Consider the following 24,243-nt stretch of genomic DNA (forward strand, 5'->3'; position numbering starts at 1 on the left):
CGAACGGCGGTGCGCCGCGGTCACGATGACCGCGGCGCACTGTCGTTTCGCTGGGGGAGGCTGGGATGGAGTCCTACGACGCCGTGATCGTCGGTGGCGGGCACAACGGACTGGTGGCGGCGGCCTACCTGGCCAAGGCCGGCCGTTCGGTACTGGTGCTCGAACGCCGCGACGAGGTCGGCGGGGCGGCGGTCTCGTTCCGGGCGTTCCCCGACGTCGACGTCCGGCTCTCGCGGTACTCGTACCTGGTGAGCCTTCTGCCGCGCGAGATCATCGCGGATCTGGGGCTCGATCTGGAGCTGCGACGGCGGCGAATGTCGTCATATACCCCCGTCGGCGACGGGGGTCTCCTTGTCGACACGGGCGACGACGGCCGTACGGCGGCGTCGTTCTCCGCGCTCACCGGGTCCACAAAGGACTTCGAGGCGTGGCGACGGTTCTACGCGATGACCTCCGAGGTCGCCGAGCGGACCTTCCCCACGCTGACGGAACCGTTGGTGTCGAGGGAGGAACTGCGGTCACGCATCGACCCGGCGGCGTGGGACGCGCTGTTCGAGCGGCCGATCACCGAAACACTCACCGGGATGTTCGACGACGACACCGTCCGCGGCGTCGTCCTGACCGACGCGCTGATCGGGACCTTCGCCGACGCCGGCGACTTCCGGCAGAACCTGTGCCTGCTCTACCACGTGATCGGCAACAAGACCGGTGACTGGGACGTGCCGGTGGGCGGGATGGGCGCGGTGACCGGCGCGCTCGCGTCCGCCGCGCGGGCCGCCGGGGCGCGGCTGGTGACCGGCTCGGAGGTGCTGTCGATCGATCCCGGCGGCTCAGTGCGTTATCGGCTGGGCGACGACGAGTTCGCGGTGCGCGGTGGACACGTACTGTCGAACGTCGCGCCGCGGACGCTTGCGCGGTTGCTGGGGGAGGAGCCGCCGGAGGCACCGGAAGGCGCACAGCTCAAGGTGAACATGGTGCTGTCACGGCTGCCGCGGCTGCGCGATTCGGGCGTCGACCCGCGAGAGGCGTTCGGCGGCACGTTCCACGTCAACGAGGGCTACGGGCAGTTGGCGACGGCGTACGCGGAGGCCGCCGCGGGCAGGATCCCGTCGCTGCCGCCGTGTGAGATCTACTGCCACTCGCTGACCGACCCGTCGATCCTCGGTCCGGCCGAACAGGCCGCGGGGGTGCAGACGCTGACGTTGTTCGGGCTGCACATGCCCGCGCGGTTGTTCGAAGGCCGCAACGACGCCGCGCGCGAAGCGGCGCTACGGGCGACTTTGTCCTCTTTGGACAGTGTGCTGGCCGAACCGATCGAAGACTGCGTGCTCCGTTCGCCGGACGGCCGGTCGTGCATCGAAGCGAAGACCCCGCTGGACCTCGAAGCCGAGCTGGGCTTGCCCGCGGGGCACATCTTCCACCGGGATCTGTCGTGGCCTTACGCGGTCGATGCCGCCCAGGTGGGACAGTGGGGTGTCGAGACGGCTCACGAGCGGGTGTTGCTCTGTGGTGCCGGGGCCGTGCGGGGAGGCGGTGTGTCGGGTATCCCCGGGCACAATGCCGCGATGGCGGTGCTGTCCCACTCCTGAACGCGCGTGAAGGGCCCTTCCCTCGGCTCAGCCGAGGGAAGGGCCCTTCACGCGCAAAGTGGGATTATTGGACGGTCAGGGTGTAGACGGCGCTGGAGGTCTTGCCCGCCGAGTCCGTCGCGGTGACGGTCACCGGGTAGGTGCCGCGCTGGAAGGGCGCGACCACCTGCATCGTCGAACTACCGCCGCTCGAGATCGTCTGCGGGTTGAAGAACGGTGCGAACGGCAGGCCCTGCCCCGACGCCGACAGCTTGATCGTGCCCGTGCCGCCGGTGGCGGAAACGGTGACGTTGCTGAAGAAACCGGGCTGGGAGGTCCCACTGGTGGGGCTCAGGCTCACCCTGAGCTCACCGGGCTGGGGTCCGCCGGCGCCGACGGTCAGCGTCAGGTTCGTGGTCGCGGTGTCGGTGGTGCCCTTGCCCGAGATCGTGACCGCGTAGTCCTTTTCGGCCGTCCCGGCGGGAACCTCGATGGTCACCTTGGCCGACTCGCCCGAGTTGATGGACGTGGGCTGGAAGGTGGCCTTCGCTCCGTCCGGAAGACCGGACGCGCTCAGCTCGACCTTCTCCGCGCCGTTCTTACCGGGCTTGCTGGTCACCGTGGCCGAAACGTACTTGCCCGGCTCGACCTTGAGCGAAGACGGTGTCACGGCCAGGGAGAACTTCTCCGGGTTCTGCGGCTCGCCGATCTGCTGCTTGACCCAGTCGCCCATGTCGTTGTTGAGCCTGCCGTACACGCTGTACCACTTGAAGTCGCTACGGCTCCACGACGCGACGCCGACGACCTTGCCGTCCACGATGAGCGGACCGCCGCTGTCACCGGGAAGGATCGTGACGTGGCCGTCGCTGTAGCCACTGCAGATCATCGTGGCGTCCTGGAAGCCCGCACCGACACCGTTGCAGTTGCTGCCCTGCACGATCGGCAGGGTGAACTTGTGCAGTTCGACGTTGCGGGTGTCGTCGTTGAAGTCCTTCTTGCCGTAGCCGAGCCCCAGCCCGGACTTGCCCGGCTTGTTCAGCTCCGTGTCGGCCGACGTCGCGACCTTCGCGTACTGGCCACCCGGCACCGGGATGTCGGCGTCCGTGGTGACCACCGCGACGTCGTAACCCTGGTCGAAGTTGACGTACTTCGGGTGGGTGTCATAGCTGACGACGCCGATCCTCGTCCCGCCACCGGCGTTGAGATCGTCCAGCCCGTAAAGGAAACTCTTCTCCCCGGCCGCGGCCTTGCAGTGCGCGGCGATCAGGATCTTGCGCGGGGCGACGACCGAACCGGTGCAGGTCTGCCCCTGCGGCCGCGTCCCGCCTTCGCGCAGGCCCGCGATGATGAACGGGTAGTCACGGACCGAGGCGGGCGTGCCGCCGATGGAGTTCGTGTGCAGTCCACCGGGGACGACCGCTTGATCCGTCGGGGTGACGGCGGTCAGGTTCGCGGCGGCCGCCGGCGCGGGCAGGAGGACCGAGAGGCAGCCGAGGGTGGCGGTGGCGATCCCCAGAAGCCGTTGTCTTCTGTTCACGGTGGTTCCTTTCCAGATGGCTGGAAATCACTTTCCGCATGTGCACCTGGCGGAACAACCGAGGAAGGAGCCCGTAGGGGTACGGAACTATTGCCCGCGGCCCCGCGGTCAATCCCCGGTGAGCAGTTCCAGGCTGTGATCCCCGGTGCGCTCGACGTCGAGACCCGCCTTCGACAGCACCCGGATCAGCTGCTCCACAGTGGACGGTTCCGCGCGGGATCTCACCAGTTCCGCGGCCAGCCTTCCCTTGTACGCCTTGTTGAAGTGGCTCACCGTCGTGCGGTTGCCCTTCGCGTCCTCGGTCACGACGCGCACCGTGACCGCGTCCGGCCGGAGTTTCGCGAGCGCCGAGTAGGTTCCGGACCTCAGGTCGACGACGAGCCCCTCGATGCCCTGGAGTACCGGTTCGAGCACCGGCTTCCACACACTGCGGACGGTCCCGAGCGACGGCAGCGCGTTCCCGCCGGAGAGCCGGTACGCGGGGATCGGGTCGGTCGCCGCGACCACACCGAACAGTGCTGAAGCGACGGCGAGACGCTTCTCGGCTTTCGCCAGCGTGGCCTTGGTGAAGGACTTGACGTCGAGAGCGTCGTAGAGCACCCCGGTGTAGCGGCGCAGCGCGGGCATCGTGGGCGAGGACCACAGCTCCGCGTTGCGGGCGACCTCGTCGGCCTGACGCGGCGTGATGCCGAGCGCGGCGATGCTGGCGGGGACGTCGCCCGCCAGTTCGGCCAGTGCGTCGGCCAGCTTCGCCCTGGTCGGGTTCAGTTCCGGGAACGAGAGGGCGCCGAGGTCCAGCGGGGCGCCGGTGCCACCGGCGGCCTTGGTTTCGGAAGGGGGGAGCAGCACGAGCACCACGGAAGCGTAACTAAATGGAATGCGTCACCCGAGGCACGGGCTTAACCTCCTGACGCATGAGCCTGACCTGGCGCCCGCTGACCATGGACGACATGCCGCGACTGGCCGAGACCTTCGCCGCGGCGGAGCGCGTCGAGCCGATCGACGAGCACTACAGCGCGGAGGATCTCGCCGAAGAGATCAGCTCGCCGAACGTCGACCTGCCCACCGCGACCACCAGCGCGTGGGACGGCGACACGCTGGTCGCCTACGGGCTGCTCCGGCGTCGCGACGCGGCGAACCCGGTGCACATGATGCGGGTCGAGACGCTCGTCCATCCCGGATATCGCGACGACTCGATCGCCGCGCACCTCATCGGCTGGTTCGAGGAAGCGGGCAGACGGATCCACGCGAAGTTCTTCCCGGACGCGCCGCTGGAACTGCAGGTCGGGGCCTGCACCACGCAGCGCTGGCTCACCGGCGTCCTCGTCGGCGCCGGGTACGAGCAGGCCCGGTGGTTCGTCGACATGCGGGCCGACCTCGCGTCGATCCCGCCGGTCCAGCCGCTGCCCGAAGAGTTCCCGCTCGTCACCTACGAGGACAGGTACGAGGCGCTCACCCTGCGCTCCCGCAACGAGACCTTCGCGGATCACTGGGGGAACACCGACCAGTCCCCGGAGGCTTGGCGGCATCTGGTGGTCGGCGGCAAGGCCTTCCAGCCGGACCTGTCCTTCCTGCTGCTGAGCCCGGAGCGGGACCGGGTCGTCGCGATGGTGCTGAGCGCGTTCTTCGCCTCCGACGCGGCCGCCACGGGCGTGAAGGACCTGTACGTCAGCCACGTCGCGACCGACGCGAGCCTTCGCGGACGCGGCATCGCGAGCGCGCTGCTCGGGCACACGCTCGTCCAAGCCAAGGCCCACGGTTTCCAGCGGGCCTCGCTCAACGTCGACCAGGACAACACCCACCGCGCCCTCGGCGTCTACGAACGCGCCGGTTTCAGCGAGCATCAGCGCTGGGGCGGATACGTGAAGCCCATCCCGACCTGACCGCTTGTCACCCGAAAGGGTGGATTTCGGTACAGTCGATCTTCTCTGAGAGATCGCGGGGGTGGTAGGGCGTTGCCGGTTTCCGCACGCCTCGGCTGGCATGACCTGCCGTCGGCGACGCGTGACGCCGTGGAGCGTGAGCTCGGGTCGGTGGTCCGTCGTTCGCTGTGGCAGACCCCGGAATTCGACGCGGGGGTCGCCGCGAGGCTCGAACTCGAACGCGGTCATCGCTGGGTCTTCCTGAAGGCGATCCCCGCGAACAGCCCGCGCGCGGGCGGCTACCGGACGGAGGCCGCCATCGCGCGAAGGCTGCCCGCGGAAGCGCCCACGCCGAAACTGCTGTCCTTTGTGGACAGTGACTGGCTGGTGCTCGCCTTCGCCGACTTCGACGGCACCAGGCCGAACCTGCGACCAGGGTCACCGGACCTCTCCGCCGTGCTGGCCACCTTCGGCGCGCTCGGGCGCACGCTCACCCCGTGCCCGCTTCCCGACGTCCCGGACGCCCTCGACGATCTCGGCCCGCTCCTGCGCGGCTGGCACGAACTCGCGAAGGAACCACCGGACGACCTCGACGGCTGGGCTGTCCGCAATCTCGACCGGCTCGTCCAGCTGGAGACGTCCTGGCATCCCTGGGCGGCCGGGGACACGTTGCTGCACAACGACATCCAGCCCGAATACCTGGTGCGGACCGGAACCGGGCGGGTGCTCGTCACCAACTGGCGTTACCCGGCGAGGGGCGCGGGCTGGCTCGACCTGGTGGCGCTGGTCCCGTACCTGCTGGACGCCGGGCACGGGCCCGCCGACGTCGACCGCCTGTTGCGGCGGCGCCCGGTGCTCACCGGCGTCCCGGTCTGGGCGGTCACCGCGTTCGGTGTCGCCCTGGCCGGGCACGCCGAACGAGCCTGCCGTCTGCCGGAGCCACCCGCGACGACCGGCGTCCGCGCGGCGCAGCGCCGCCTCGCCGTGGCCATGCGCGATTGGCTCGCCTACCGCACGCACTGGCAGTAGCGCCGCGCAGAGGTGCGCATTTAGAGGACTAAACGCGAGGTCAGCCGACCACGTTCAGTGGCTCCTCACCGGCGACGTAGCGGCGCAGCTGCTCGGCGACCAGCCGCTTCGCGCGCGGGTAGAACGACGCCGACCCGCCCGCGACATGCGGCGTGATGACCACACCCGGCGCGGTCCACAGTGGATGCCCGGCGGGCAGTGGCTCCGGATCGACGACGTCCAGCGCCGCGCGCAACCGGCCGGCCACGGTCTCGGCGGTGAGCGCGGCGGTGTCGATCGCCGAGCCCCGCCCGACGTTCACCACCAGGGCGCCGTCCGGCAGCGCGGCGAGTTCCGCGGCACCGAACAGGCCCGTGGTCGCGGGTGTCTCGGGCAGGATCAGGACCACGATGTCGGCCGACGGCAGCAGGTCCGCCAGTTCACCGACACCGTGTACCCGCTCCTCGGGACGCGCCGTGCTCGCCACCCTGGTCACGACCGCTTCGGCCGCGAGCAGTTGCCGCTCGATGGCCTGGCCGATCGAGCCGTGGCCGACCAGCAGCACCCGGCTGTCGGCCAGCGAACGCGTATGCGCCCGATCCCACGAACCCGTCGCCTGCTGCGCGAACCAGCGCGGCAGATCCCGCTGCGAGGCGTGGATCAACGCCAGCGCGTGCTCCGCCACGCTGAGGTCGTGCAGGCCACGGCCGTTGGCGAGCTTCACCCCCGACGGCACCAGCGGGAGCAGCTTCTCCACCCCGGCCGAAAGCGACTGCACGAGCTTCAGCGACGGCAGCCGGGCGATCAGCTTCGTCGGCTCCGCTCCGGTGTCGTACGGCAGCACGTAAACCTCGACGCCATCGAGGTCGCCCTCCGGCAAGGGGCCGGTGCCGTCGTACCACCGGGCGTTCAGCCCCTCGGGCAGGTCGATGTCGGTCCAGGGCAGGATGGCGCGCTCGGTCATGCCGCCATTCTGGCCATCGAGATCGGCGTCAACCCTGGTGGGTGGCGACGCAGAACTCGTTGCCGACGGGGTCGGCCAGCACCGTCCAGGCCATCCCCGGCATCTGGTGCTCGTCCACCTTCTTCGCGCCCAGTCCGATCAGGCGCTCCACCTCCTTCTCCCTGTCGTCGGTACCGAAGTCCAGGTGGACCCGGTTCTTGCCGGCCCGAGGCTCCGGCACGCGCTGGAACGCGAACACAGGCCCGTTGTCCCCCTTGGGGTGCAGGATCAGGAACTCGCCCTCGTAGTCCTGATCCACCTCCACCCCGAGCGCCTTCGTCCAGAACGCCGCGAGCCCGCGCGGATCCGCGCAGTCGATCGTGATCATGCCCAGCTCGATTCCCATGGCGGCAAGCTAGCGGCACCCACCGACAGAAACCGGGCACCGCGATAACCGGTTGAATCGCCCCGGGGCGGGGTGACTACGCTGCGCAGAACGTCTCAGCACGTAATTCCAGCGAGGAGCCCAGAAGTGATCACCAGGATGTCGTCGTTGTTCCTTCGCACCCTGCGTGAGGATCCGGCGGACGCCGAGGTACCGAGCCACCGGCTCCTGGTACGCGCCGGCTACGTCCGCCGAGTCGCTCCGGGCGGCTACTCCTGGCTGCCGCTGGGCCTGCGGGTGCTGCGCCGGATCGAGAACGTCGTCCGCGAAGAGATGAACGCCATCGGCGCGCAGGAGATCCAGTTCCCCGCGCTGCTGCCGAAGGAGCCCTACGAGGCCACCGGCCGGTGGACCGAGTACGGCGACGCCCTCTTCCGCCTCAAGGACCGCAAGGGCGCCGACTACCTTCTCGGCCCGACGCACGAAGAGCTCTTCGCGCTCACCGTGAAGGGCGAGTACAACTCGTACAAGGACTACCCCGTGGTCCTGTACCAAATCCAGACCAAGTACCGCGACGAGGCGCGTCCCCGCGCCGGGATCCTGCGCGGCCGCGAGTTCGTCATGAAGGACTCCTACTCCTTCGACCTCGACGACGAGGGCCTCGCGAAGTCGTACGAGCTGCACCGCAAGGCGTACACGAAGCTGTTCGACCGCCTCGGCATCGAGTACGTCGTCGTCAAGGCGACCTCCGGCGCGATGGGCGGCTCGGCCTCCGAAGAGTTCCTCGCCGTCGCTGAGACGGGCGAAGACACCTACGTCCGCAGCACCGAATCGGGTTACGCGGCCAACGTCGAAGCGGTCACCACGCCCGCTCCCGAGGCCAAACCGATCGAAGGCCTGCCCGAGGCGCAGGTCCACCACACGCCGAACACCCCGACCATCGAGTCGCTGGTTACCTTCTTGAACGACGCCGGCCTCGGCCGCACCTTCACCGCCGCGGACACGCTCAAGAACGTCCTGGTCAAGACGCGCCAGCCGGGCGCGAAGGAGTGGGAGCTGCTGGCCATCGGCCTTCCCGGCGACCGCGAGGTCGACACGAAGCGCCTCGAAGCCTCCCTCGAGCCCGCCGAGTTCGAGCTGCTCGACGAAGCCGACTTCGCCAAGAACCCCTTCCTCGTGAAGGGCTACATCGGCCCGAAGGCGCTGAAGGACAACGGCGTGCGCTACCTGCTCGACCCGCGCGTCGTCGACGGCACCGCCTGGGTCACCGGCGCCGACGAGCGCGACCACCACGTGGTCGACCTGGTCGCGGGCCGCGACTTCACCGGTGACGGCACGATCGAGGCCGCCGAGGTCCGCGAAGGCGACACCTCGCCCGACGGCAAGGGCACCCTGGTCGCCGCGCGCGGTATCGAGATCGGGCACATCTTCCAGCTGGGCCGCAAGTACGCGGACGCCTTCCAGCTGGACGCGCTGGGCCCGGACTCCAAGCCCATCCGCATCACCATGGGCTCCTACGGTGTCGGCGTCTCGCGGCTGGTCGGCGTGCTCGCCGAGCAGAACCACGACGACCTCGGCATCGTCTGGCCGCGCGAGGTCGCGCCGTTCGACGTGCACGTGGTCATCGCGGGCAAGGACGAGACGATCGCCGCCGGCGCGGAGAAACTCGCCGCCGAACTGGACGCCGCCGGGATCGAGGTCGTCCTCGACGACCGCAAGGCCAGCCCCGGCGTGAAGTTCGCGGACGCCGAACTCGTCGGAGTGCCGACCATCCTGGTGGTCGGGCGCGGCCTGGCGAACGGCGTCGTCGAGGTCAAGGACCGCCGCACCGGCGACCGCGAGGAGATCGCCGTCGACGCGGTCGTGGAGCACCTGGTCAAACTCGTCCGTTCGTAATGGGCTGGTTCGGCAAGAAGCGCGAGGATTCCCCGGGCTACGAGGACAACGCCGCGCTGGACGGGTTCGGGGGCTATCAGCCCTCGGACTCGCCCGGCTACCGGCCGTCCGCCCCCGAGATTTCCGCTCCGGTCGAGCCGGAGCCGCAGAAGCCCGCGAAGCAGCCGATGTCGCGAAGCGGGCGAAGGGCCATGTACGGCTTCTTCGCCACGCTCGGCGTCATCGCGGTCGCCGCGCTGGCGAACAACAGTGACACGTCCTCGGAAAGCAGTGCGCCGAAGACCCGGACCCCGGTCGTCTACACGCCGTCGCCGCAGGTCGTCGCTCCGCCGGTGACCGACGGCTGGCAGTCCGTGGCCGGGAAAGACGGTGTCTACGCCTACGACGTACCGCCGAACTGGACGCCGAAACCCGGCACGATCCACGGCTGGGAGAAGGGCTCCCAGGTCCCGGGCATCACCATGGTCGCCAGTGCCTTCGTCGGCGAGGGCTACTGCCCGCAGGAGAAGCGGAGCCGGATCGGTGGCAGCGGCGTGACGAAGGTGCAGGTGGCCGCACCGGCCGCCGCGGCGGAGAAGGCGGTCAACGACCTCGCCGTCAGCGCCTACAATCTGGAGAACGGCCCGCTGACGGCCAAGATCACCCCGGAACCGGCCCAGCCGGCCGAGTTCACCCTCGGTACCGGCAAGAAGGTCCCCGCGAGCATCGTTCTCGCGGAGGTCGTCACCCCGCAGCCGGGAGCGTGCGGGGTGCGGCGCGCCCTCGTCGGCGTGCTCGCGCCGGAGCTGGGTGACGCCTCGGCGGCCCTGGCCGTCTATTCGGGCCAGGACACGCCGGGTGCTGCGGATCGCGAGCTGATCTTGAAGATCCTCAAGTCCTACCGGGGTGTCCCGGAGGCCGACCGCAAGACCATCACGCCGCCGCCTTCCACTTTGCGCTGAGGCTTCTTGCCGGACCTCGCGAGTTTGGCCAGCCGCAGCAGTCCGGTGTTCGGCAGGTAGGCCCGGCCGAGCGCGATCCCGATCCGCGGCAGATCGGCCTCGTCGCGGAACGCGAGGTACAGCGGGACGTGACGAGGCTGGAACTTCGCCTTGAACGCGTGCAGCGAACGGAATCCGTAGAACGGCTCCATCATCGTGCCGAGTGCGTCGAGTACGCGTTCGACGGCGTGCGCGGGTTCGCCGGAACTCGCCAGCGGAGCGCCGGACAGCGAAACGAATTTCGCGCCTTCCTCGCGGAAGGCCAGGCACGACGACGCGATCAGGAACTCCATCGTGGGACGGAAACCGTCGGAGCGCTTCCGCATGACGTCGAGCGTCCAGCCGCCGACGGCGCCGGCACCGGTGTGGACCGGCAGCCACGACGTCACACCGTGGACCACGCCGTCGGCGTCCACCGCGAGACCGACCCGGGTCTCCGGGTCCATCGCCTCGTCGACGCCGCCGAGCGTGAAGCCCATCTCCGGCATGCCCTTGTCGCCGATCCATTCCTCGGAGATCGCGCGCACCTGCGAGATCACCGAACGGGGCTGATCGGCGAGCCGCACCAGCCGGAACTCGATGCCGTCCTTCCTGGCGCGGTTGAGCGCGGTCCGCACGTCCTGCCAGCGCTTGCCGCGGAACTCCAGCGTGTCCAGTTCGATCAAGGTGTCTTCGGCGACCTGGACGTGTTTCCAGCCGAGGTCTGCCGTCTTGGCGGTGGTGTCGCCGGTGGCGGAGAACAGGCACGGCACGAGACCGGTGTTCTCGCACATCGTGATGAACTCGGCGATCGTGCGGTCACCGGCGCCGTCGGGCGCGATCGGGTCGCCGAGCGCGATGGCGACACCGGCATGGCGACGGTAGGCGAGGTAGGACTTGCCGTCCGCGGCCACGAAGTACGAGTTCTGCGGCCAGGTCGTCATCCACGAAAGCGTGCTTCCGCCGTGGCGGCTGAGCAGCGTGCGAGCCAGCGCGGGGTTGCCCATCCGGCCGAGACGGCGGCGCTTCCGCCGCGACGGGACCCGGAAGGCGCCGCGCGAGGAGATCAGCAGCGCGAACTCGACCGTCCACAGGAGATTGTCCACGAAGAACAGCGGCGGATCCGAAAGCCCGGTGTCCTCACCGAAGACCTCGGCCAGCGCGAGCACCCCGCCGTAGGCCATCACCTGCAGGATGACGAACGAGGTCAGGATCATCGCGCACCACCAGGCGACCTGGTTGCCCTTGCGCAGGCCGTTCATGATCGGCACCACGATCAGGCACAGGACGCCGACTTCCCAGCCGGAGAGCGAAAGTTCCTCGGACGAACCGAAGGGGCCGTTGCCCGGTACGAAGGACATCACCAGTTCCGCGACCGTGAGCACCAGCAGCCCGGCGACGACGTAGAACCGCCATTCGCGCAGGCTCGGCCGCCGTTCACGGGCGGACTCCGGAGAACCGATGAACTTGCGCCCGAACGGCAGGGCCAGCACGAGTGCGAAGAAGTGCACGAGGTCGGCGAGCGTGCCGACGAAGATGATCGCGACCCCGGCGTAGACGCACAGCCCGGCGCGCAGCCGGAGCCGCCACGGCGGCCGCAGGGTGGCGCTGGCGACCGCGACCGCGGCGAGCGCGCCGCCGGAGAACCCGACGTCGAGGCTGCCGGCGACCCGTTCCGCCCACTCCCAGCCGGAATTGCGGCTCAGTGCCAGGAACTGGACGGCCACCAGCACGCTGACGAACTGGCCGCCGATGGCGACGGCCATCGCCCGGCGGGTACCGAGCCGCCATTCCGCGAATCCGGCGAACAGCGCGAAACTCAGCACCATCGGCAGGTAGTACAGCGGGACGACCGCGAACAGCGGTCCGGTGAGCAAGGTCCACCACCGGCCTGATTCGAGCGACGGCAGCCCATAGGCGATGTACGGGTACACCGCGCGATCCTCGGCGGCCGACCAGAGCGCGCCCGTGGCCAAGGCGAGCGCGAGCATGGTGACCGTGACGAGTGTCGTGAAAGGCAGCCGGTGCCTCAGCACCGTGGTGAGCTTCTGCGTCCGGCCCGGCGCGGCCGTCCCGCTTCCCCCTATTGGCATGGAAACAAGGTAAGCGGGCGAAGGCCTCCTGGACATCGGGCAGGGGACCCATATTTCCCTTAGGGGCGTGCTACTCCCGGCGGATGCTGCCACCCATCTTGAGGACGATGTCCCTGGCTATCGCGCCGGGAATCCCCTGGTCCGCCAGTACCAGAAGGACGTGGTAGCGGCCGGATCCCGGCAAGGCGCGTGGCGGCAGGGCGATCGCGGTGATCGAGACCGAGGGTGCCGCGCACGGCCCGTCCGCGGCGGGGACGACGGTCGTGGTCACGGCTGTGGCCGTCGTGCCGCCATCGAGCACGCTGACCGGCCCGGAGGCGCCGGTTTCGGTCTTCGGGGCCTGCCCGCCGCTGGTCGAACCGTATGCGGCTTCGGCCCATCGGAGGGTCGTCTCCTCGGCCGCCTGGGCGATGCCGCCGACCTCGCCCTCGTCGATGGTGGTGAACCCCGCCATCGCCCGCGCCGAGTGATCGGAGCCAGGACAGAAATCGCGGTGGTACCGGGCGACGCCCTGCAAGGTGACCAGTTCCCCGGCAGGAGTTTCGTAACCGACGGCGACGTCGGGCGCCTCGATCGTCCAGTCCGGCGGGACGTCGAACACGAGCGGGTGATCGTCGGACAGCACCGGCTGCCAGCCCGCGATCACGGGGCCGATCCGGGTGGGCAGCACCGGATCGGGCAGGACGAGGTCCGTGGCGGACGGCGGGGTCGCGGTCCTGGCCTGATAGGTGGCCGTCGTGCCGACCGCGAGGACGACCACCAGGCCGATGACGCCCAGTGCCGGCAGCAGGCGGAAGCGGCTGCGCGGCGGGACGGCGTCCCGGACGACGGGGATCGGGCTCGTCTGCTCGGCCTCGGATTCGAGCGGTTCCCCGGTGAGCGGATCGACGAACCACGTTCGCGGTTCGTCGGGGCGCCCACCGGGGCCGGTCATTGCTGTGGCCTCAAACTCGCGAGGATCATTTGCGCGTCCGCCTCGGACAGGGCGTCCGGGGTGCCCTGGTCGAGGACCATCACGAAGCAGATGGTCTGCTCACCGTTCTTGAACGCGGCGGAAGTGACTTTCACGCTCGGCGCCCGGCAGCCTTCGCCTTCGCCCGGGGTGTACGAGGCGGAGGAACTGAGCGCCTGGATCGTGCCGCCCGCGATGGGGATCTGCTTGATCTCGGGCAGCGGCACATCGGTCTTGCCGGTGGCGGATTGGATCCAGAGCCGGACAGCGCCTCGGGCGGCGTTCTCGACCGGAATCTGATCCGCGGTGGCGAAGCCGACGGTTCCCCGGTTCGAACCGCTGATGTCGGGGCAGGCGTTGAGCTTGTACCGCGACGCCTCGTGGATGACCATCTTCAGGTCACGCTCGGTGTTCCCGGTGGCGTAGCCCGGCTTGGTCTCCCAGCCCGTGGGCGGCAGGTCGTACGCCGTCTTGTCCTGCCTGGAGACGATTCCTTGCCAGCCCAACGTCTTGGCCGGGACCTTGTTGTCCTGTGGGGCATCGCCGCTCTGGGAGGTCGACGGAGGTTTCGACGCGGAAGCGGCCGCGGGCGGGGGAGTGGGCTCAGGGCGCGGATCGTCGCCGTCACGCAGGACGAAGAAGAGCGTCGCCCCGACGGCGATGACCACGACGAGCGCGCCGAGGCCGATCCACAGCCCTTTCTTGCCCTTCTTCGGCGGTTCCGGGGAAAAACCCTGGTAGGTCTGCTGCGGGAACTGCTGGAAACCCTGCTGCTGGTAGCCCTGGTACTGCTGCTGCGGATACCCCTGGTCCGGGGGCTGCTGCGGGTAGGGCTGCTGAGGTCGCTCCGGCCGGCCGTCGCCCCCTGGGTATGCCATGGCCCGAGTTTAGGCCGTGTCCCCCAGTACAGCGGTACGAACCGCTGCCAGATCGGTCAGGTCGCCGAGTACGGTGTGCGCGCCCGCGTCGGCCAGTTCCTCCGCGCTGAACTGCCCGGTCGCCACGGCCACCGCGACAGCGCCGTTGTCGAGCGCGGCCCGCACGTCGTCCGGGGTGTCTCCGATGACGACGACCGACGTCGGCGCGAAATCGGTGCCGTGTTTCGCCGAAGCGTGGCCGACGGCGGCGGGCACGAGATCGGGCCGGTGCGCCGAAAGCGAGCCGTAGCCGCCGATCTCGAAGTCCACGTGTTCGTGCAAATCGAACGCGGTCAGCTTGTGCACGGAGATCTCCGGCAGATTCCCGGTGACCAGTGTCTGCACGATGCCGCCCTGCGAGGCGAAGGAGTTCAGCGCGTCCTTCGCACCCGGGAGCGCCCGGCCGTTCGAGGACAGCGTCGGGGCGTGGCTTTCGGAGACGGCGATCAGCGCGAGCCAAAGCTTGCGCACGTTCTCCTCGGTCGGCTCGACGCCGTGTGAGGTCAGGATGTCCGCGCTGATGGCGCGTTCGGTGCGGCCGCCGAAGTTCGGGAGCGACCGCAGTTCGACGCCGGCGACCTCGGCGAGCGCGGCCGTGTACCAGGCGGCGCCGGTGCCGCGCAGGTCGACGAGGGTCTGGTCGATGTCCCACAGCACGAGCCGGTGCGGAGTAGTCACGCCGGCGACGGTACCGGTGAGCTAATTCAACGTCTGTTGACTTCTTGGCGGCGCGGGCTTACCTTGAGGCCCTAATTCAACAAGTGAAGAATAAATGGAGGACGTCATGCCGACCCAGAGCCGGCGCCCCGCCGGGGCGTTCGCCTTACTCGCCGCGGTGGCAGGCGCGCTGGTCGCCGTCGTACTCGGCTTTCTCACCTTCGGCGCGCAGGCCACCGTCGCGCCCGACGGTCTCCCCATCGCCGTGGCCGCGCCTCCGGGACCGCTCCAAGTGGCCGCGAACGGGATCGCGTCCCACGGCGGAGGCCAGGTCTCCTGGCGGGTGACCTCGCCAGAGGAGGGCCGGAAACTGCTGGAGGACAAGGAGGTCTACGGCGTCCTCGAACTTCCGTCGACGGTCGTGGTCTCCGGGGCGGTGAATCCGTCCGGGACCCAGATCGCGCAGCAGGTGCTGACCGGCGCCGCGCAGGCGATGGGCGGGACGCCGAAGGTCGAGACGCTGCACCCCGCGAGCGCGGCCGGCCGCGTCGCTCCGCTCGGGCTGAGCGCGCTCGCGTGGGTTGGCTGCTTGGTCGCGGGCGCCGTGCTGATCCTTCTCGGCCACCGGATCGGCCGAGACGCGGGAGTCGCCGCGCGCTTCACGCAGATCGTTTCGGCAGGCGTGCTGGTCACCGGCGTCCTGGCCGGATTCCTGAAACTGTGGGACTCCTCGCTCCCGCTCGGCTGGGACGTCCTCGGCTTCCTTTTGCTGACCTCGACCGGGTTCGCCGCGCTGCAGACCGGCCTGCTGCGGCTGATCGGCGTGCGGGCGATGGCGATCCTCGGCCCGCTGTACCTGGTCGCACCCGCCGTCGCGGGTCAGGTGCCGGAACTGCTGAACCCCGCCTACCGCGCGGTGCTGTGGTCCTGGACGCCGTTCCGGTTCTCGGCCGAAGGTCTCCGCAGCCTGCTGCAAGGCGTGCCTGACGCGCCGGACGTGACGACCGGGGCCTGGGTGCTGGCCGCGCTGCTCGTGGCCGGGCTGGTGCTCGCGCTGTGGCCGGGCCGCTCAGCCCTCCAGAAGGCTGAAGCGGACACGCCGGACCGGGTTGTCCAGGTTGGTGTCCACTAGGCAGATCGACTGCCAGGTGCCCAGCGTCAGCACCCCGCCGAGGACCGGGACCGTGGCGTACGGCGGCAGCAGCGCGGGCAGGACGTGGTCACGGCCGTGACCGGGACTGCCGTGCTGGTGCCGCCAGCGTCCGTCGCGGGGGAGCAGGTCGTCGAGCGCCGTGAGCAGGTCTTCGTCGCTGCCCGCGCCGGTTTCGAGGATCGCCAGCCCGGACGTCGCGTGCGGCACGAAGACGTGCAGGATCCCGTCTTCGGCGTCCGCGTCGCGCAAGAAGGTCTCGGCGTCCTTGGTCAGGTCGTGCACCACGGCCACGCTGCCGGTGCGCACCTCGATCTCCGTGGAGTACATGCCGTTCACGGTAGTGCCCCGAAGCGGGCGACGTGGGCCGAGTGTCAGGCGTGCCGCCGGGCGAGGGCGACCAGATATCGCACCGGCCGGTCCGTCGGGTTGACGTAGGCGCACGGCTGCGGTGTGCCCAACTGGAGGCAGTCGCCGGTATCGAGTTCGTGGTCGACTTCGCCCTCGCGGAACCGAAGGTGTCCGTCCAGTACCCAGATCTGGTGGTGGGTCAGCGCGTAGGTGTGGGCGGGGAACGAGACTTCGGCGCCCGCGGGCAGCACGACCTCGACCAGTTCCAGCGGCCCGCCGAGCGACGGCGAGACGGCGCGGCGCACGTACCCGGTGTCCGGGTCGGTCCAGGTCGGCTGATCGGCCACGCGCACGAGCCGCTGGTCGCCGTGTTCCGCGCGCGCGACCAGCTCGGACAGCGTCATCCCGAGCGCGGCCGAAAGCCTGCCGAGCAGGACGGCCGTCGGCTGGGCCTCACCACGTTCGATCTTCCCGATCATCGCCCGGGACACACCGGACATCTCGGCGAGAGCGTTGGCCGAGAGGTTCTGGTCGACTCTCGCGGACTGGAGCGTCGCGGCGAGCGACGCGGACAAGGGATCCGACATGTTGCTCACTATAGTGGCAGCTTCCGCTACTATGCTCACCATGGCGATCAGGGAAGCGACCGAAGACGACGCGGCGGCGTGCGCGGAGATCTACGCGCCGTACGTCACCGACACGGTGATCTCATTCGAGACCGAGCCGCCCAAGCCGGACGAGATGGCCGAGCGCATCGCCAAGGCGCAGCGGGCGCACGCCTGGCTCGTGCTCGAAGACGACGAAGGCCGCGTCATCGGCTATGCGTATGCGGGCCCCTTCAGCGGCCGTGCCGCCTATCGCTGGTCGTGCGAGGTCAGCGTCTACCTGGAGCGGGGCAGGCAGCGGAAGGGTGGCGGCCGCGCGCTCTACCAAGCGCTGCTGGACAAGCTGGCGTCGCGCGGATTCCGGAACTTCTGCGCCGGAATGGTGGTGCCGAACGACGCGAGCGCCGGGCTGCACAAGGCGATGGGGTTCGAGCCGGTGGGTACCTACAAGCGGATCGGATACAAGCACGGAGCCTGGTGGGATGTGGCGTGGATGCAGTTGTGCCTGCCGGAGGCGGAGGGTACGCCGGTGGAGCCGCGGTAGAGACGCGGCATCCAGACACGCGAGATCCGGGTCTGAGCACGCGAATGCGGTGTCGCGTCACCCAGCCCACCGTCTCGCCCGAGACGCGACACGTTTGCCTTACCCCTCCTTAGGATCCGAATCGCCACTCACGACTACCTCGCCCGATCGGCTCCGCGGCTTCTATGCCCTCAGGTGCATGGTGTTGCGCCTAGGTGTGCCGGTGGGGTCGAGGTAGGAGGGTGCGGTGAATTCCGGTAACCCGTCCTGGGCGATGCGGACTTTCCATTCGCTCTTGTGGATCAGGCGATGGTGTTTCGTGCAGAGCAGAACCAGGTTGTCGATCTTCGTTTCGCCGTGGTGGCGCCAGAAAACGACGTGATGAGCCGTGCAGCGTTGCACGGGCATGTCGCAGCCGGGGAAGGCGCAGCCACCATCACGGATCTTCAGTGCGTGTTTCTGCGGGGTGGTGGTGGAGCGGCTGGATCGGCCTACGTCGAGGGGCTGACCGGCGCCATCGAGGACGATGGGTCGGATGCGGGCGTCGCAGGCGAGGATCCTGGCATCGGTGGCGCTGATCGGCCCGACCAGGTCCAGGTGTGCCTGACCCAGGTCTCGCAGGAGGTCCTCGTAGGACATGGTGATCAGGATCTGGGTCGACTCCCCGGCCTGACCGGGCAGATCAGGGCTCGCGGTCTTCATTCGCACGTAGTCGGAGAAAGCGTCGCCATAACGCTCGGCCTCGGTGCGGGAGTCCCGGACGCCGTCCACGGCCTTGTGCGGCTTGGCCAGGGGGTCCAGGTCGGACTTCAACCGGGCGTAGGTTTCGAGGTCCAAAGTGCCGGTGATGCCGAGGGTGCCGTTACGGTGCTTGACGAACCGCATCTCCGGCCGCGTGTCCTTCGGATCCTCATCGCGTGGTTCCTTCCCGTCCGGATCGAGATGATCCAGCAGGCGGCGACCGGCTTTGGCGATCTCGGGCGGTCCGGCGAACCGGGCCAGGTCGACCAAGGTCTTCTCTCCGGCTCGCACTTCTTCGGCGGGGACCGAGGAGGGGATCCGGGCCAGGGCCTTGATGATCGCGGTGATCTGACCGCCTCCGATCGCACCCTCCGCGGCGGCCTCGGCCGTCAAGGGCGCCAGCGGTGGCACCACGTCGCCGCCGATGGAGACGCCGGGATGCAATGCCAGCGCGCGATCGGCGCGGGCCGCGGCTTCTTCCTTGGATACGTGGAAATCTTGGAGGATCAATCCCATCAACGTCGAATGCCCGCTGCACCCGCGAATACCGCGAGTGTTCAATTCCGCCAGGATCGCATTTTGTTCCGCGTCCAATCGGCGCTTCTGGACTTCGAGTTCCTGTTTGCGGGCGTGCAGCGTCGCAGTGTCGACCCGCCACCACTCGGTGAAGGTCGTCTGAGGCCTGTCTTCGCTGGTCACAACATCGACATTACTCCTGTTCGAACACCTGTGCTACTGCTGTTTGCGTAGTGGTCGAACGTGGCGCTATCACCCGGAAGAGCGCAAAAGCCCGCGAAGAGAGAATGCGCGGCGAAAGCGTACTGGAATGCTCCATTCCTTAGAGTCACCGTAACGACGCGCGAACACAAGCAGACCTGCCTAGGACTCCAGGTACCGCAGCACCGCCAGCACCCGCCGGTTGTCCCCTTCGGACTGAGGCAGCGCCAGCTTCCCGAAGATGCTCGACACGTACTTCTCCACCGAGCCCGCCGAAAGGAACAGCGCAGCCGCGATGGCCGAGTTCGACCGCCCTTCGGCCATCAGCCCGAGTACCTCTCGCTCCCGCGGGGTCAGTCCGGCGAGCGCGTCGGTCTTCCGGGTGGCGGTGAAGAGCTGGCTGACCACTTCCGGATCGAGCACGGTCTCGCCATCGGCGACCCGCCGAAGCGCGTCGAGGAAGTCCGACACCTCCGCGACGCGGTCCTTCAACAGGTAGCCGACACCACCGGCGCGGTCGGCGAGGAGTTCCGTCGCGTACTGCGTCTCGACGTACTGGGAGAACAGCAGGATCGCGCAAGCGGGCAGTTCCGCGCGGAGCGCGATCGCCGCGCGCAGGCCTTCGTCGGTGTGTGTCGGCGGCATCCGGATATCCACAATGGACACATCCGGCCGGTGTTCCCGGACCGCCGTGCGCAGGCTGTCGCCGTCGGCGACGGCCGCGACGACTTCGTGCCCCCGAAGGTTGAGCAGCTCGACGAGTCCGGCCCGCAGGATGGCCGAATCCTCCGCGATCACGACGCGCACGCCGCCCCCAATGTCCTATTTCCGTAGTGGTATCTCCGCGCTGATCACCGTAGGCCCTCCCGGTGGACTGTCGATGTCGAGCCCGCCGTCGACGGTCGCGAGCCGTTCGACGATCCCGGCGAGCCCGCCGCCGCGTTCCAGCCGCGCCCCGCCTTCACCGCCGTCCCGCACCACGAGTCGCAGGCCGTCGCCGACGACACCCACGTCGACCTCGATCGCGGCCGAGGTGTGCTTGGCGGCGTTGGTCAGCAGTTCGGCGACGGTGAAGTAGGCGATGGTCTCGATCGACGGTGACGGCCTGCTCGGCAGGTCGACGGTGATCCGCGCGTCGATACCCGAACCGGCGGCCAAAGTGGACAGTGCGACGTCGAGGCCGGCGTCGAGGGCGGCGGGGTGGATTCCCCGGGCGAGGTCCCGTAGTTCGACCAGTGCCTGCTTCGCGTTGGCATGTGCGGCGGAGACCAGGGCCGTGACGTGGGCGACGTCGGCGCAGTCCGAGGCGAGTTCGTCCTTCGCGATGCCGAGTTTCATCGCGAGCGCGACCAGCTGGGCCTGCGCGCCGTCGTGCAGGTCACGCTCGATCCGGCGCAGGCGCCGTGCCGCGTCGTCGACGGCGGTCGCCCGGCTGCGTTCGAGATCGCGCACGCGTTGGGACAGGTCCTCGGCACCGAGGACGCCGCGCACCAGCAGGCGGTCGAATCCGGTCAGGCCGTGGACCACCCACGGCATCGCCAGCAGCACGGCCAGCCCGGTCAGCGCGAGCGGCACGGTGAGGGGCCACGTGTCGACGCGGAGGTCGAACGTCGGCATGGCGTCGCCGTTCAGGGTGAACCATAAGAGCGGATAGGTCAGCGTGCTCACGGCGTAGACGAACAGCGTCGCGACCAGGAAGAGCTCGATCAGCGTCAGCGGCAGCCGGATCAGCAGGTAGGCGATCGAGCGCCAGCCCGCCTGATCACCGAGTTTGCTCTTGATCCCGTTCCACAGACCCGGCCGCAGCTCGGGTCGCGCCGGTGGCGTGACCTTCGTGCCGAGAAGGACGTGGGCGAGGCGGATATGCGCGGCGCCGATCAGCCGCGCTCCCGCCAGGACACCGATGAGCACCGGCAGCCCGATGGTGAGCAGGCTCAGCCCGATCCCGAGTACCAGTCCGACGACGACGAGCGCCGCGAACAGCAGCGTCAGCGGCGCTCCGGCCAGCACCCACACCAGCTCGGCCCAGTACGCGCGGCTCAGCTGTGCGCCGAGGACTCGTGCGGGCAAGGCGAAGCGGGTGGTCACGGCATTCAGCCTGCCGTGGCCACCCGCTTCATGCCATCCAGGTTTCCCTAGTCTTCGCGGTGCTGTTCGTCCGCCTGCGCCCGCTGGGACGCCTCACGCATCTCGATGACGTCCGTCAGCCAGTCGCCGGTCTCGCGGGCGATGTCCCGGATCGCGCCGGTGATGATCGTCGCGATGTTGCCGATGTGGGTGGCCGCCGACTCGGTGACCTCTTGGACCACGTCCTTGGTGCTTTCGAACTGACCGACCATGTCAGACACCTTAAGCCGCTCGAAGGGTCTTGTCGTTTTCAACAGTAGCGGGAGTACGCGGTGCGCCGTTCCAGGGCATGGCCAGTTTCACGATCTTCTTGGCCACCGAGAACAGCTGCTTGTGCAGCGGGCCGGTGTTGTACGGCAGGCCGTACTTCTCGCAGATCGCCCGCACCTCGCCCGCGATCTCCGGGTAGCGGCGTGCCGGGATGTCGGGGAACAGGTGGTGCTCGATCTGGTGCGAGAGGTTCCCGGTCATGACGTGGAAGAGCTTGCCGCCGGTGATGTTCGCCGAGCCGAGGATCTGCCGCAGGTACCACTGCCCCCGCGACTCGTTTTCGGTCTCCTCCTCGGTGAAGCTCTCCACGTCAGCGGGGAAGTGCCCGCAGAAGATGATGGAGAACGCCCACAGGTTGCGGGTCAGGTTCGCGGTCGCGTTGCCGAGGAAGGTCAGCGGCGCGAGCGGACCGGTCAGCAGCGGGAAGAGCACGTAGTCCTTGCCGACCTGGCGACCGGCCTTCTTGAGCATCTTCAGGCCGACCTCCTTGTTGTCCGACCATTTGCGCTCGCCCTTGACGATGCGGTCGAACTCGAGGTCGTGCAGCATGACACCCCATTGGAAGATGAACGCCAATGCCACGGCGTACACCGGGTTGCCGAGGTAGTACGGATGCCATTTCTGTGCCGGGTCGATCCGCAGGATGCCGTAACCGACGTCGCGGTCCTTGTCGAGGATGTTGGTATAGGTGTGGTGGATGTAGTTGTGGGAATGACGCCAGTTCTCGGCGGGAGCGACGTTGTCCCACTCGAACTTCTGGGAGCTCAGCGCCGGGTCGCGCGTCCAGTCGTACTGGCCGTGCATGACGTTGTGGCCGATCTCCATGTTGTCGAGGATCTTCGCCACCGAAAGCGCGGCAACACCGGCGACCCACGCGGGCGGGAAGAACCCGGCGAACAGCAGACCGCGGCCGGTGACCTCGAGCGCGCGCTGGGTCTTGATGACGTTGTGGATGTAGTCGACGTCGACCTGGCCGAGATCGGCGACGATCCGCTGCCGGATCTCGTCCAGTTCGCGGCCGAACTCCTCGACCTGGGCGGGGGTGAGCTTGTCCTGCAAGCCGGTCATGGGCCGGTCCTTTCTAAGCGTTGATCTCGACGTCCCCGACGGGGACGGAGATGCAGAGCTGGATCTCTTCGTTCTCTTCGCTGGAGGTTTCGCCGGTCTTGGCGTTGCGCACGCAGCCGGAGGTCTTGACCTGCGTGCAGGAGAAGCAGATGCCCATCCGGCAACCGTGTTCCGGGCGCAGCCCGGCGTCTTCGGCCTGCTCCAGCAAGGGCTTCCCGGAGTTCTCGAACTCGCGGCCGCTGCGCGCGAACCGGACCTGCCCTTCGGCACTGTCGGTGTCGAAGGTGAGCGTGGGCGGGGTGAACTCCTCGGTGTGCAGATGTGCGCCGAGACCGTCTGCCTCGAAAGCCTCGCGGACGGAGTCCATCAGCGGCTTCGGGCCGCACAGGAAGGTTTCGGCGTCGGGGTACCACGGCGCGGCCTCTTCGAGGTGCTCCTTCGAGAAGAACCCGTGCAGGTCGCCGCCGGTTTTCGCGTGAGTGAACGCGTGTACCACCCGCAGGCCGGGGAGGCGGCGGGCGAGGTCGCCGAGTTCGGCGCGGTAGAGCGCGTTTTCGGCGCCGTTGGAGTAATGCACGAAGGCGACGTCGCCTTCGTGGCGCTCGTCCGCGAGCGTGCGCAGCATCGACAGGACGGGCGTGATCCCGCTCCCGCCGCTCACCAGCAGGATCCGGCGAGGCCTCGGCGAGGGCAGGGTGAATTCACCGTCCGGAGTGGACAGTCCGAGGACGGAGCCGATGGTGACCGTGCGGTTCAGATGCCGTGAGACGAGGCCCTGCGGATCCGCCTTGATGGTCAATTCCAGTGCGCGGTCGTGCTCCGAACCGGCAGGCGAGTAACACCGGGTCCGGCGGACGCCGTCGATCTCGACGGTCACCCGCACATACTGACCCGCGACGAAACCCCGCCACGCCCGGCTCGGGCGGATGGTCAGGGTGACCGTGTCGGGCGTCTGCCGCCGGACGTCGGTGACCAGGCCACGGATCTCGCGCCGGACCAGCATCGGATCGACGAGTTCGAGGTAGCGGTCCATGCCATGGGGCGTGAGCAGGGCCTCGGCCAGCGAGACCAGCCGCCTGGCCTTGCGCGGTACCAGTGCCGTCATCACATCTCCCGAGGTTTCTTCCTGAAATTCAGTGAACGCTTGTACACTGAACAGTGAAGTGGCGATGGTCCCGCTTGTCAACGCGAGAGGAGGGCGATGTGACGTGGGTGATACCGCGGAGGCGATTACGCTGTCCGTCGTGACAACAGAGCCCGTTTCCCGGCAGGAGCGCAAACAGCGCACGCGCCAGGCCCTGCTGGACGCCGCGCTGGACCTGGTGGCGGAGCGCGGGTTCTCCGGGCTGAGTCTGCGAGAGGTCGCGAAACAGGCGGGGATCGTGCCGACGGCGTTCTATCGCCATTTCGCGTCGATGGACGAACTCGGCGTGGCGCTCGTCGAGGAGTCGATGCGCACGCTCCGCACGATGATCCGCTCGGCGCGCACCAGGCCCGCGGCGTACAACGACATGATCCGGACGTCCGTGCGCATCCTGCACGAGCACGTGCGGGCGCACGAAGACCACTTCCACTTCCTGACCAGGGAGCGCTACGGCGGCACCGGTCCGGTCCAGCAGGCGATCGGCTTCGAACTCAAGCTCTTCGTCAGCGAACTCGCCGTCGACCTCGCGCGTTTCGATAATCTCCGCGAATGGGCGACGGAGGATCTTCACCTGCTCGCCGACCTGATCGTGACCACCATGCTCACGACGGTGCTGGAGTTGCTGGAGAGCCCCTCACGGGACAACGAGATCGTGCGCACGGCCGAACGGCGGTTGCGGCTGATCTTTCTGGGCGTGCCGAACTGGCGCAGTGTTCCGTAATCCGGAAACCGTTGCTCCGTAAGTGTCATAAGGGGTCCCCATAGGACGA

General features: G+C 68.7%; 24 protein-coding genes. 8 read left to right on the forward strand and 16 right to left on the reverse strand.

The annotated features are described in order from the left end of the window. Positions 1-65 precede the first annotated feature (65 nt). The gene (locus ACZ7KI_RS33975; RefSeq protein WP_470277127.1) at positions 66-1,589 is read left to right on the forward strand and encodes a phytoene desaturase family protein; all 1,524 of its coding nucleotides are present in this window, start codon (positions 66-68) and stop codon (positions 1,587-1,589) included. A 64-nt stretch (positions 1,590-1,653) separates the two neighbouring features. Here ACZ7KI_RS33975 and ACZ7KI_RS33980 read toward each other — a convergent pair whose 3' ends face one another. Continuing rightward, positions 1,654-3,105 carry a trypsin-like serine protease gene (locus tag ACZ7KI_RS33980; protein WP_470277128.1) on the reverse strand — a complete coding sequence of 484 codons (1,452 nt, stop codon included), beginning with the start codon at positions 3,103-3,105 and terminating at the stop codon, positions 1,654-1,656. A 108-nt stretch (positions 3,106-3,213) separates the two neighbouring features. Then, on the reverse strand, positions 3,214-3,960 hold the full coding sequence (gene yaaA / locus ACZ7KI_RS33985; protein WP_470277129.1) for a peroxide stress protein YaaA: 747 nt from the start codon (positions 3,958-3,960) through the stop codon (positions 3,214-3,216). 59 nt (positions 3,961-4,019) lie between these two features. Here yaaA and ACZ7KI_RS33990 point away from each other — a divergent pair, with 59 nt between their 5' ends. Continuing rightward, the gene (locus tag ACZ7KI_RS33990; protein ID WP_470277130.1) at positions 4,020-4,988 is read left to right on the forward strand and encodes a GNAT family N-acetyltransferase; all 969 of its coding nucleotides are present in this window, start codon (positions 4,020-4,022) and stop codon (positions 4,986-4,988) included. Positions 4,989-5,060: 72 nt separating this feature from the next. After that, entirely contained in the window at positions 5,061-5,996 is a 936-nt protein-coding gene (locus ACZ7KI_RS33995) for an aminoglycoside phosphotransferase (RefSeq protein WP_470277131.1), read from the forward strand. Between the two features lie 40 nt (positions 5,997-6,036). On the opposite strand, the gene ACZ7KI_RS34000 is transcribed toward ACZ7KI_RS33995, so the two are convergent. Together ACZ7KI_RS34000 and ACZ7KI_RS34005 are read right to left on the reverse strand one after the other, a co-directional pair. Beyond that, positions 6,037-6,939 (reverse strand): 2-hydroxyacid dehydrogenase, encoded by a 903-nt coding sequence (locus ACZ7KI_RS34000; protein WP_470277132.1) that lies wholly within the window; start codon positions 6,937-6,939, stop codon positions 6,037-6,039. Between the two features lie 28 nt (positions 6,940-6,967). After that, positions 6,968-7,324 (reverse strand): VOC family protein, encoded by a 357-nt coding sequence (locus tag ACZ7KI_RS34005; RefSeq protein ID WP_470277133.1) that lies wholly within the window; start codon positions 7,322-7,324, stop codon positions 6,968-6,970. Positions 7,325-7,450: 126 nt separating this feature from the next. On the opposite strand from ACZ7KI_RS34005, the gene ACZ7KI_RS34010 reads away from it, so the two are divergent. Continuing rightward, positions 7,451-9,199, forward strand: a complete 1,749-nt coding sequence (locus tag ACZ7KI_RS34010) for a proline--tRNA ligase (RefSeq protein ID WP_470277134.1) — start codon at positions 7,451-7,453, stop codon at positions 9,197-9,199. Next, positions 9,199-10,140, forward strand: coding sequence for a DUF8017 domain-containing protein (locus ACZ7KI_RS34015; RefSeq protein ID WP_470277135.1), 942 nt, complete (start codon positions 9,199-9,201; stop codon positions 10,138-10,140). Before ACZ7KI_RS34010 ends, ACZ7KI_RS34015 begins: the two co-directional genes overlap by 1 nt. Here the strand turns inward: ACZ7KI_RS34015 and ACZ7KI_RS34020 are convergent. From ACZ7KI_RS34020 to ACZ7KI_RS34035, 4 genes are all read right to left on the reverse strand, one after another. Further along, on the reverse strand, positions 10,077-12,251 hold the full coding sequence (locus ACZ7KI_RS34020) for a bifunctional lysylphosphatidylglycerol flippase/synthetase MprF (protein WP_470277136.1): 2,175 nt from the start codon (positions 12,249-12,251) through the stop codon (positions 10,077-10,079). The genes ACZ7KI_RS34015 and ACZ7KI_RS34020 overlap by 64 nt on opposite strands. A gap of 70 nt (positions 12,252-12,321) precedes the next feature. Continuing rightward, positions 12,322-13,185 carry a DUF8017 domain-containing protein gene (locus tag ACZ7KI_RS34025; RefSeq protein WP_470277137.1) on the reverse strand — a complete coding sequence of 288 codons (864 nt, stop codon included), beginning with the start codon at positions 13,183-13,185 and terminating at the stop codon, positions 12,322-12,324. Continuing rightward, on the reverse strand, positions 13,182-14,081 hold the full coding sequence (locus ACZ7KI_RS34030; protein ID WP_470277138.1) for a DUF8017 domain-containing protein: 900 nt from the start codon (positions 14,079-14,081) through the stop codon (positions 13,182-13,184). The genes ACZ7KI_RS34025 and ACZ7KI_RS34030 overlap by 4 nt, the downstream gene beginning before the upstream one ends. A gap of 9 nt (positions 14,082-14,090) precedes the next feature. Beyond that, positions 14,091-14,777 (reverse strand): HAD hydrolase-like protein, encoded by a 687-nt coding sequence (locus ACZ7KI_RS34035; RefSeq protein ID WP_470277180.1) that lies wholly within the window; start codon positions 14,775-14,777, stop codon positions 14,091-14,093. 127 nt (positions 14,778-14,904) lie between these two features. Here ACZ7KI_RS34035 and ACZ7KI_RS34040 point away from each other — a divergent pair, with 127 nt between their 5' ends. Next, on the forward strand, positions 14,905-15,909 hold the full coding sequence (locus ACZ7KI_RS34040; RefSeq protein WP_470277139.1) for a YhgE/Pip domain-containing protein: 1,005 nt from the start codon (positions 14,905-14,907) through the stop codon (positions 15,907-15,909). Here the strand turns inward: ACZ7KI_RS34040 and ACZ7KI_RS34045 are convergent. Further along, entirely contained in the window at positions 15,847-16,257 is a 411-nt protein-coding gene (locus ACZ7KI_RS34045; RefSeq protein WP_470277140.1) for a secondary thiamine-phosphate synthase enzyme YjbQ, read from the reverse strand. The genes ACZ7KI_RS34040 and ACZ7KI_RS34045 overlap by 63 nt on opposite strands. A 44-nt stretch (positions 16,258-16,301) precedes the next feature. Further along, on the reverse strand, positions 16,302-16,865 hold the full coding sequence (locus tag ACZ7KI_RS34050) for a helix-turn-helix domain-containing protein (RefSeq protein WP_470277141.1): 564 nt from the start codon (positions 16,863-16,865) through the stop codon (positions 16,302-16,304). Between the two features lie 31 nt (positions 16,866-16,896). Between ACZ7KI_RS34050 and ACZ7KI_RS34055 the strand changes: the two genes are divergently transcribed. Next, positions 16,897-17,427 carry a GNAT family N-acetyltransferase gene (locus ACZ7KI_RS34055; protein ID WP_470277142.1) on the forward strand — a complete coding sequence of 177 codons (531 nt, stop codon included), beginning with the start codon at positions 16,897-16,899 and terminating at the stop codon, positions 17,425-17,427. A 162-nt stretch (positions 17,428-17,589) separates the two neighbouring features. On the opposite strand, the gene ACZ7KI_RS34060 is transcribed toward ACZ7KI_RS34055, so the two are convergent. The 6 genes from ACZ7KI_RS34060 to ACZ7KI_RS34085 form a co-directional block, all read right to left on the reverse strand. Further along, entirely contained in the window at positions 17,590-18,846 is a 1,257-nt protein-coding gene (locus ACZ7KI_RS34060) for an HNH endonuclease signature motif containing protein (protein ID WP_470277143.1), read from the reverse strand. A gap of 180 nt (positions 18,847-19,026) precedes the next feature. Next, complete coding sequence (locus ACZ7KI_RS34065; RefSeq protein ID WP_470277144.1) at positions 19,027-19,671, reverse strand: response regulator transcription factor; 645 nt, start codon at positions 19,669-19,671, stop codon at positions 19,027-19,029. 15 nt (positions 19,672-19,686) lie between these two features. After that, positions 19,687-20,952, reverse strand: coding sequence for a sensor histidine kinase (locus ACZ7KI_RS34070; protein WP_470277145.1), 1,266 nt, complete (start codon positions 20,950-20,952; stop codon positions 19,687-19,689). Between the two features lie 47 nt (positions 20,953-20,999). Then, complete coding sequence (locus ACZ7KI_RS34075) at positions 21,000-21,203, reverse strand: hypothetical protein (RefSeq protein WP_037313821.1); 204 nt, start codon at positions 21,201-21,203, stop codon at positions 21,000-21,002. Between the two features lie 10 nt (positions 21,204-21,213). Next, a complete protein-coding gene (locus tag ACZ7KI_RS34080; protein ID WP_470277146.1) occupies positions 21,214-22,329 on the reverse strand; it encodes a fatty acid desaturase family protein in 1,116 nt (371 codons plus the stop codon). 13 nt (positions 22,330-22,342) lie between these two features. Further along, the gene (locus ACZ7KI_RS34085; protein ID WP_470277147.1) at positions 22,343-23,434 is read right to left on the reverse strand and encodes a ferredoxin reductase; all 1,092 of its coding nucleotides are present in this window, start codon (positions 23,432-23,434) and stop codon (positions 22,343-22,345) included. 103 nt (positions 23,435-23,537) lie between these two features. Here ACZ7KI_RS34085 and ACZ7KI_RS34090 point away from each other — a divergent pair, with 103 nt between their 5' ends. After that, the gene (locus tag ACZ7KI_RS34090) at positions 23,538-24,194 is read left to right on the forward strand and encodes a TetR family transcriptional regulator (protein ID WP_470277148.1); all 657 of its coding nucleotides are present in this window, start codon (positions 23,538-23,540) and stop codon (positions 24,192-24,194) included. Positions 24,195-24,243: the final 49 nt, after the last annotated feature.

Source organism: Amycolatopsis sp. NPDC039088 (assembly GCF_055598845.1).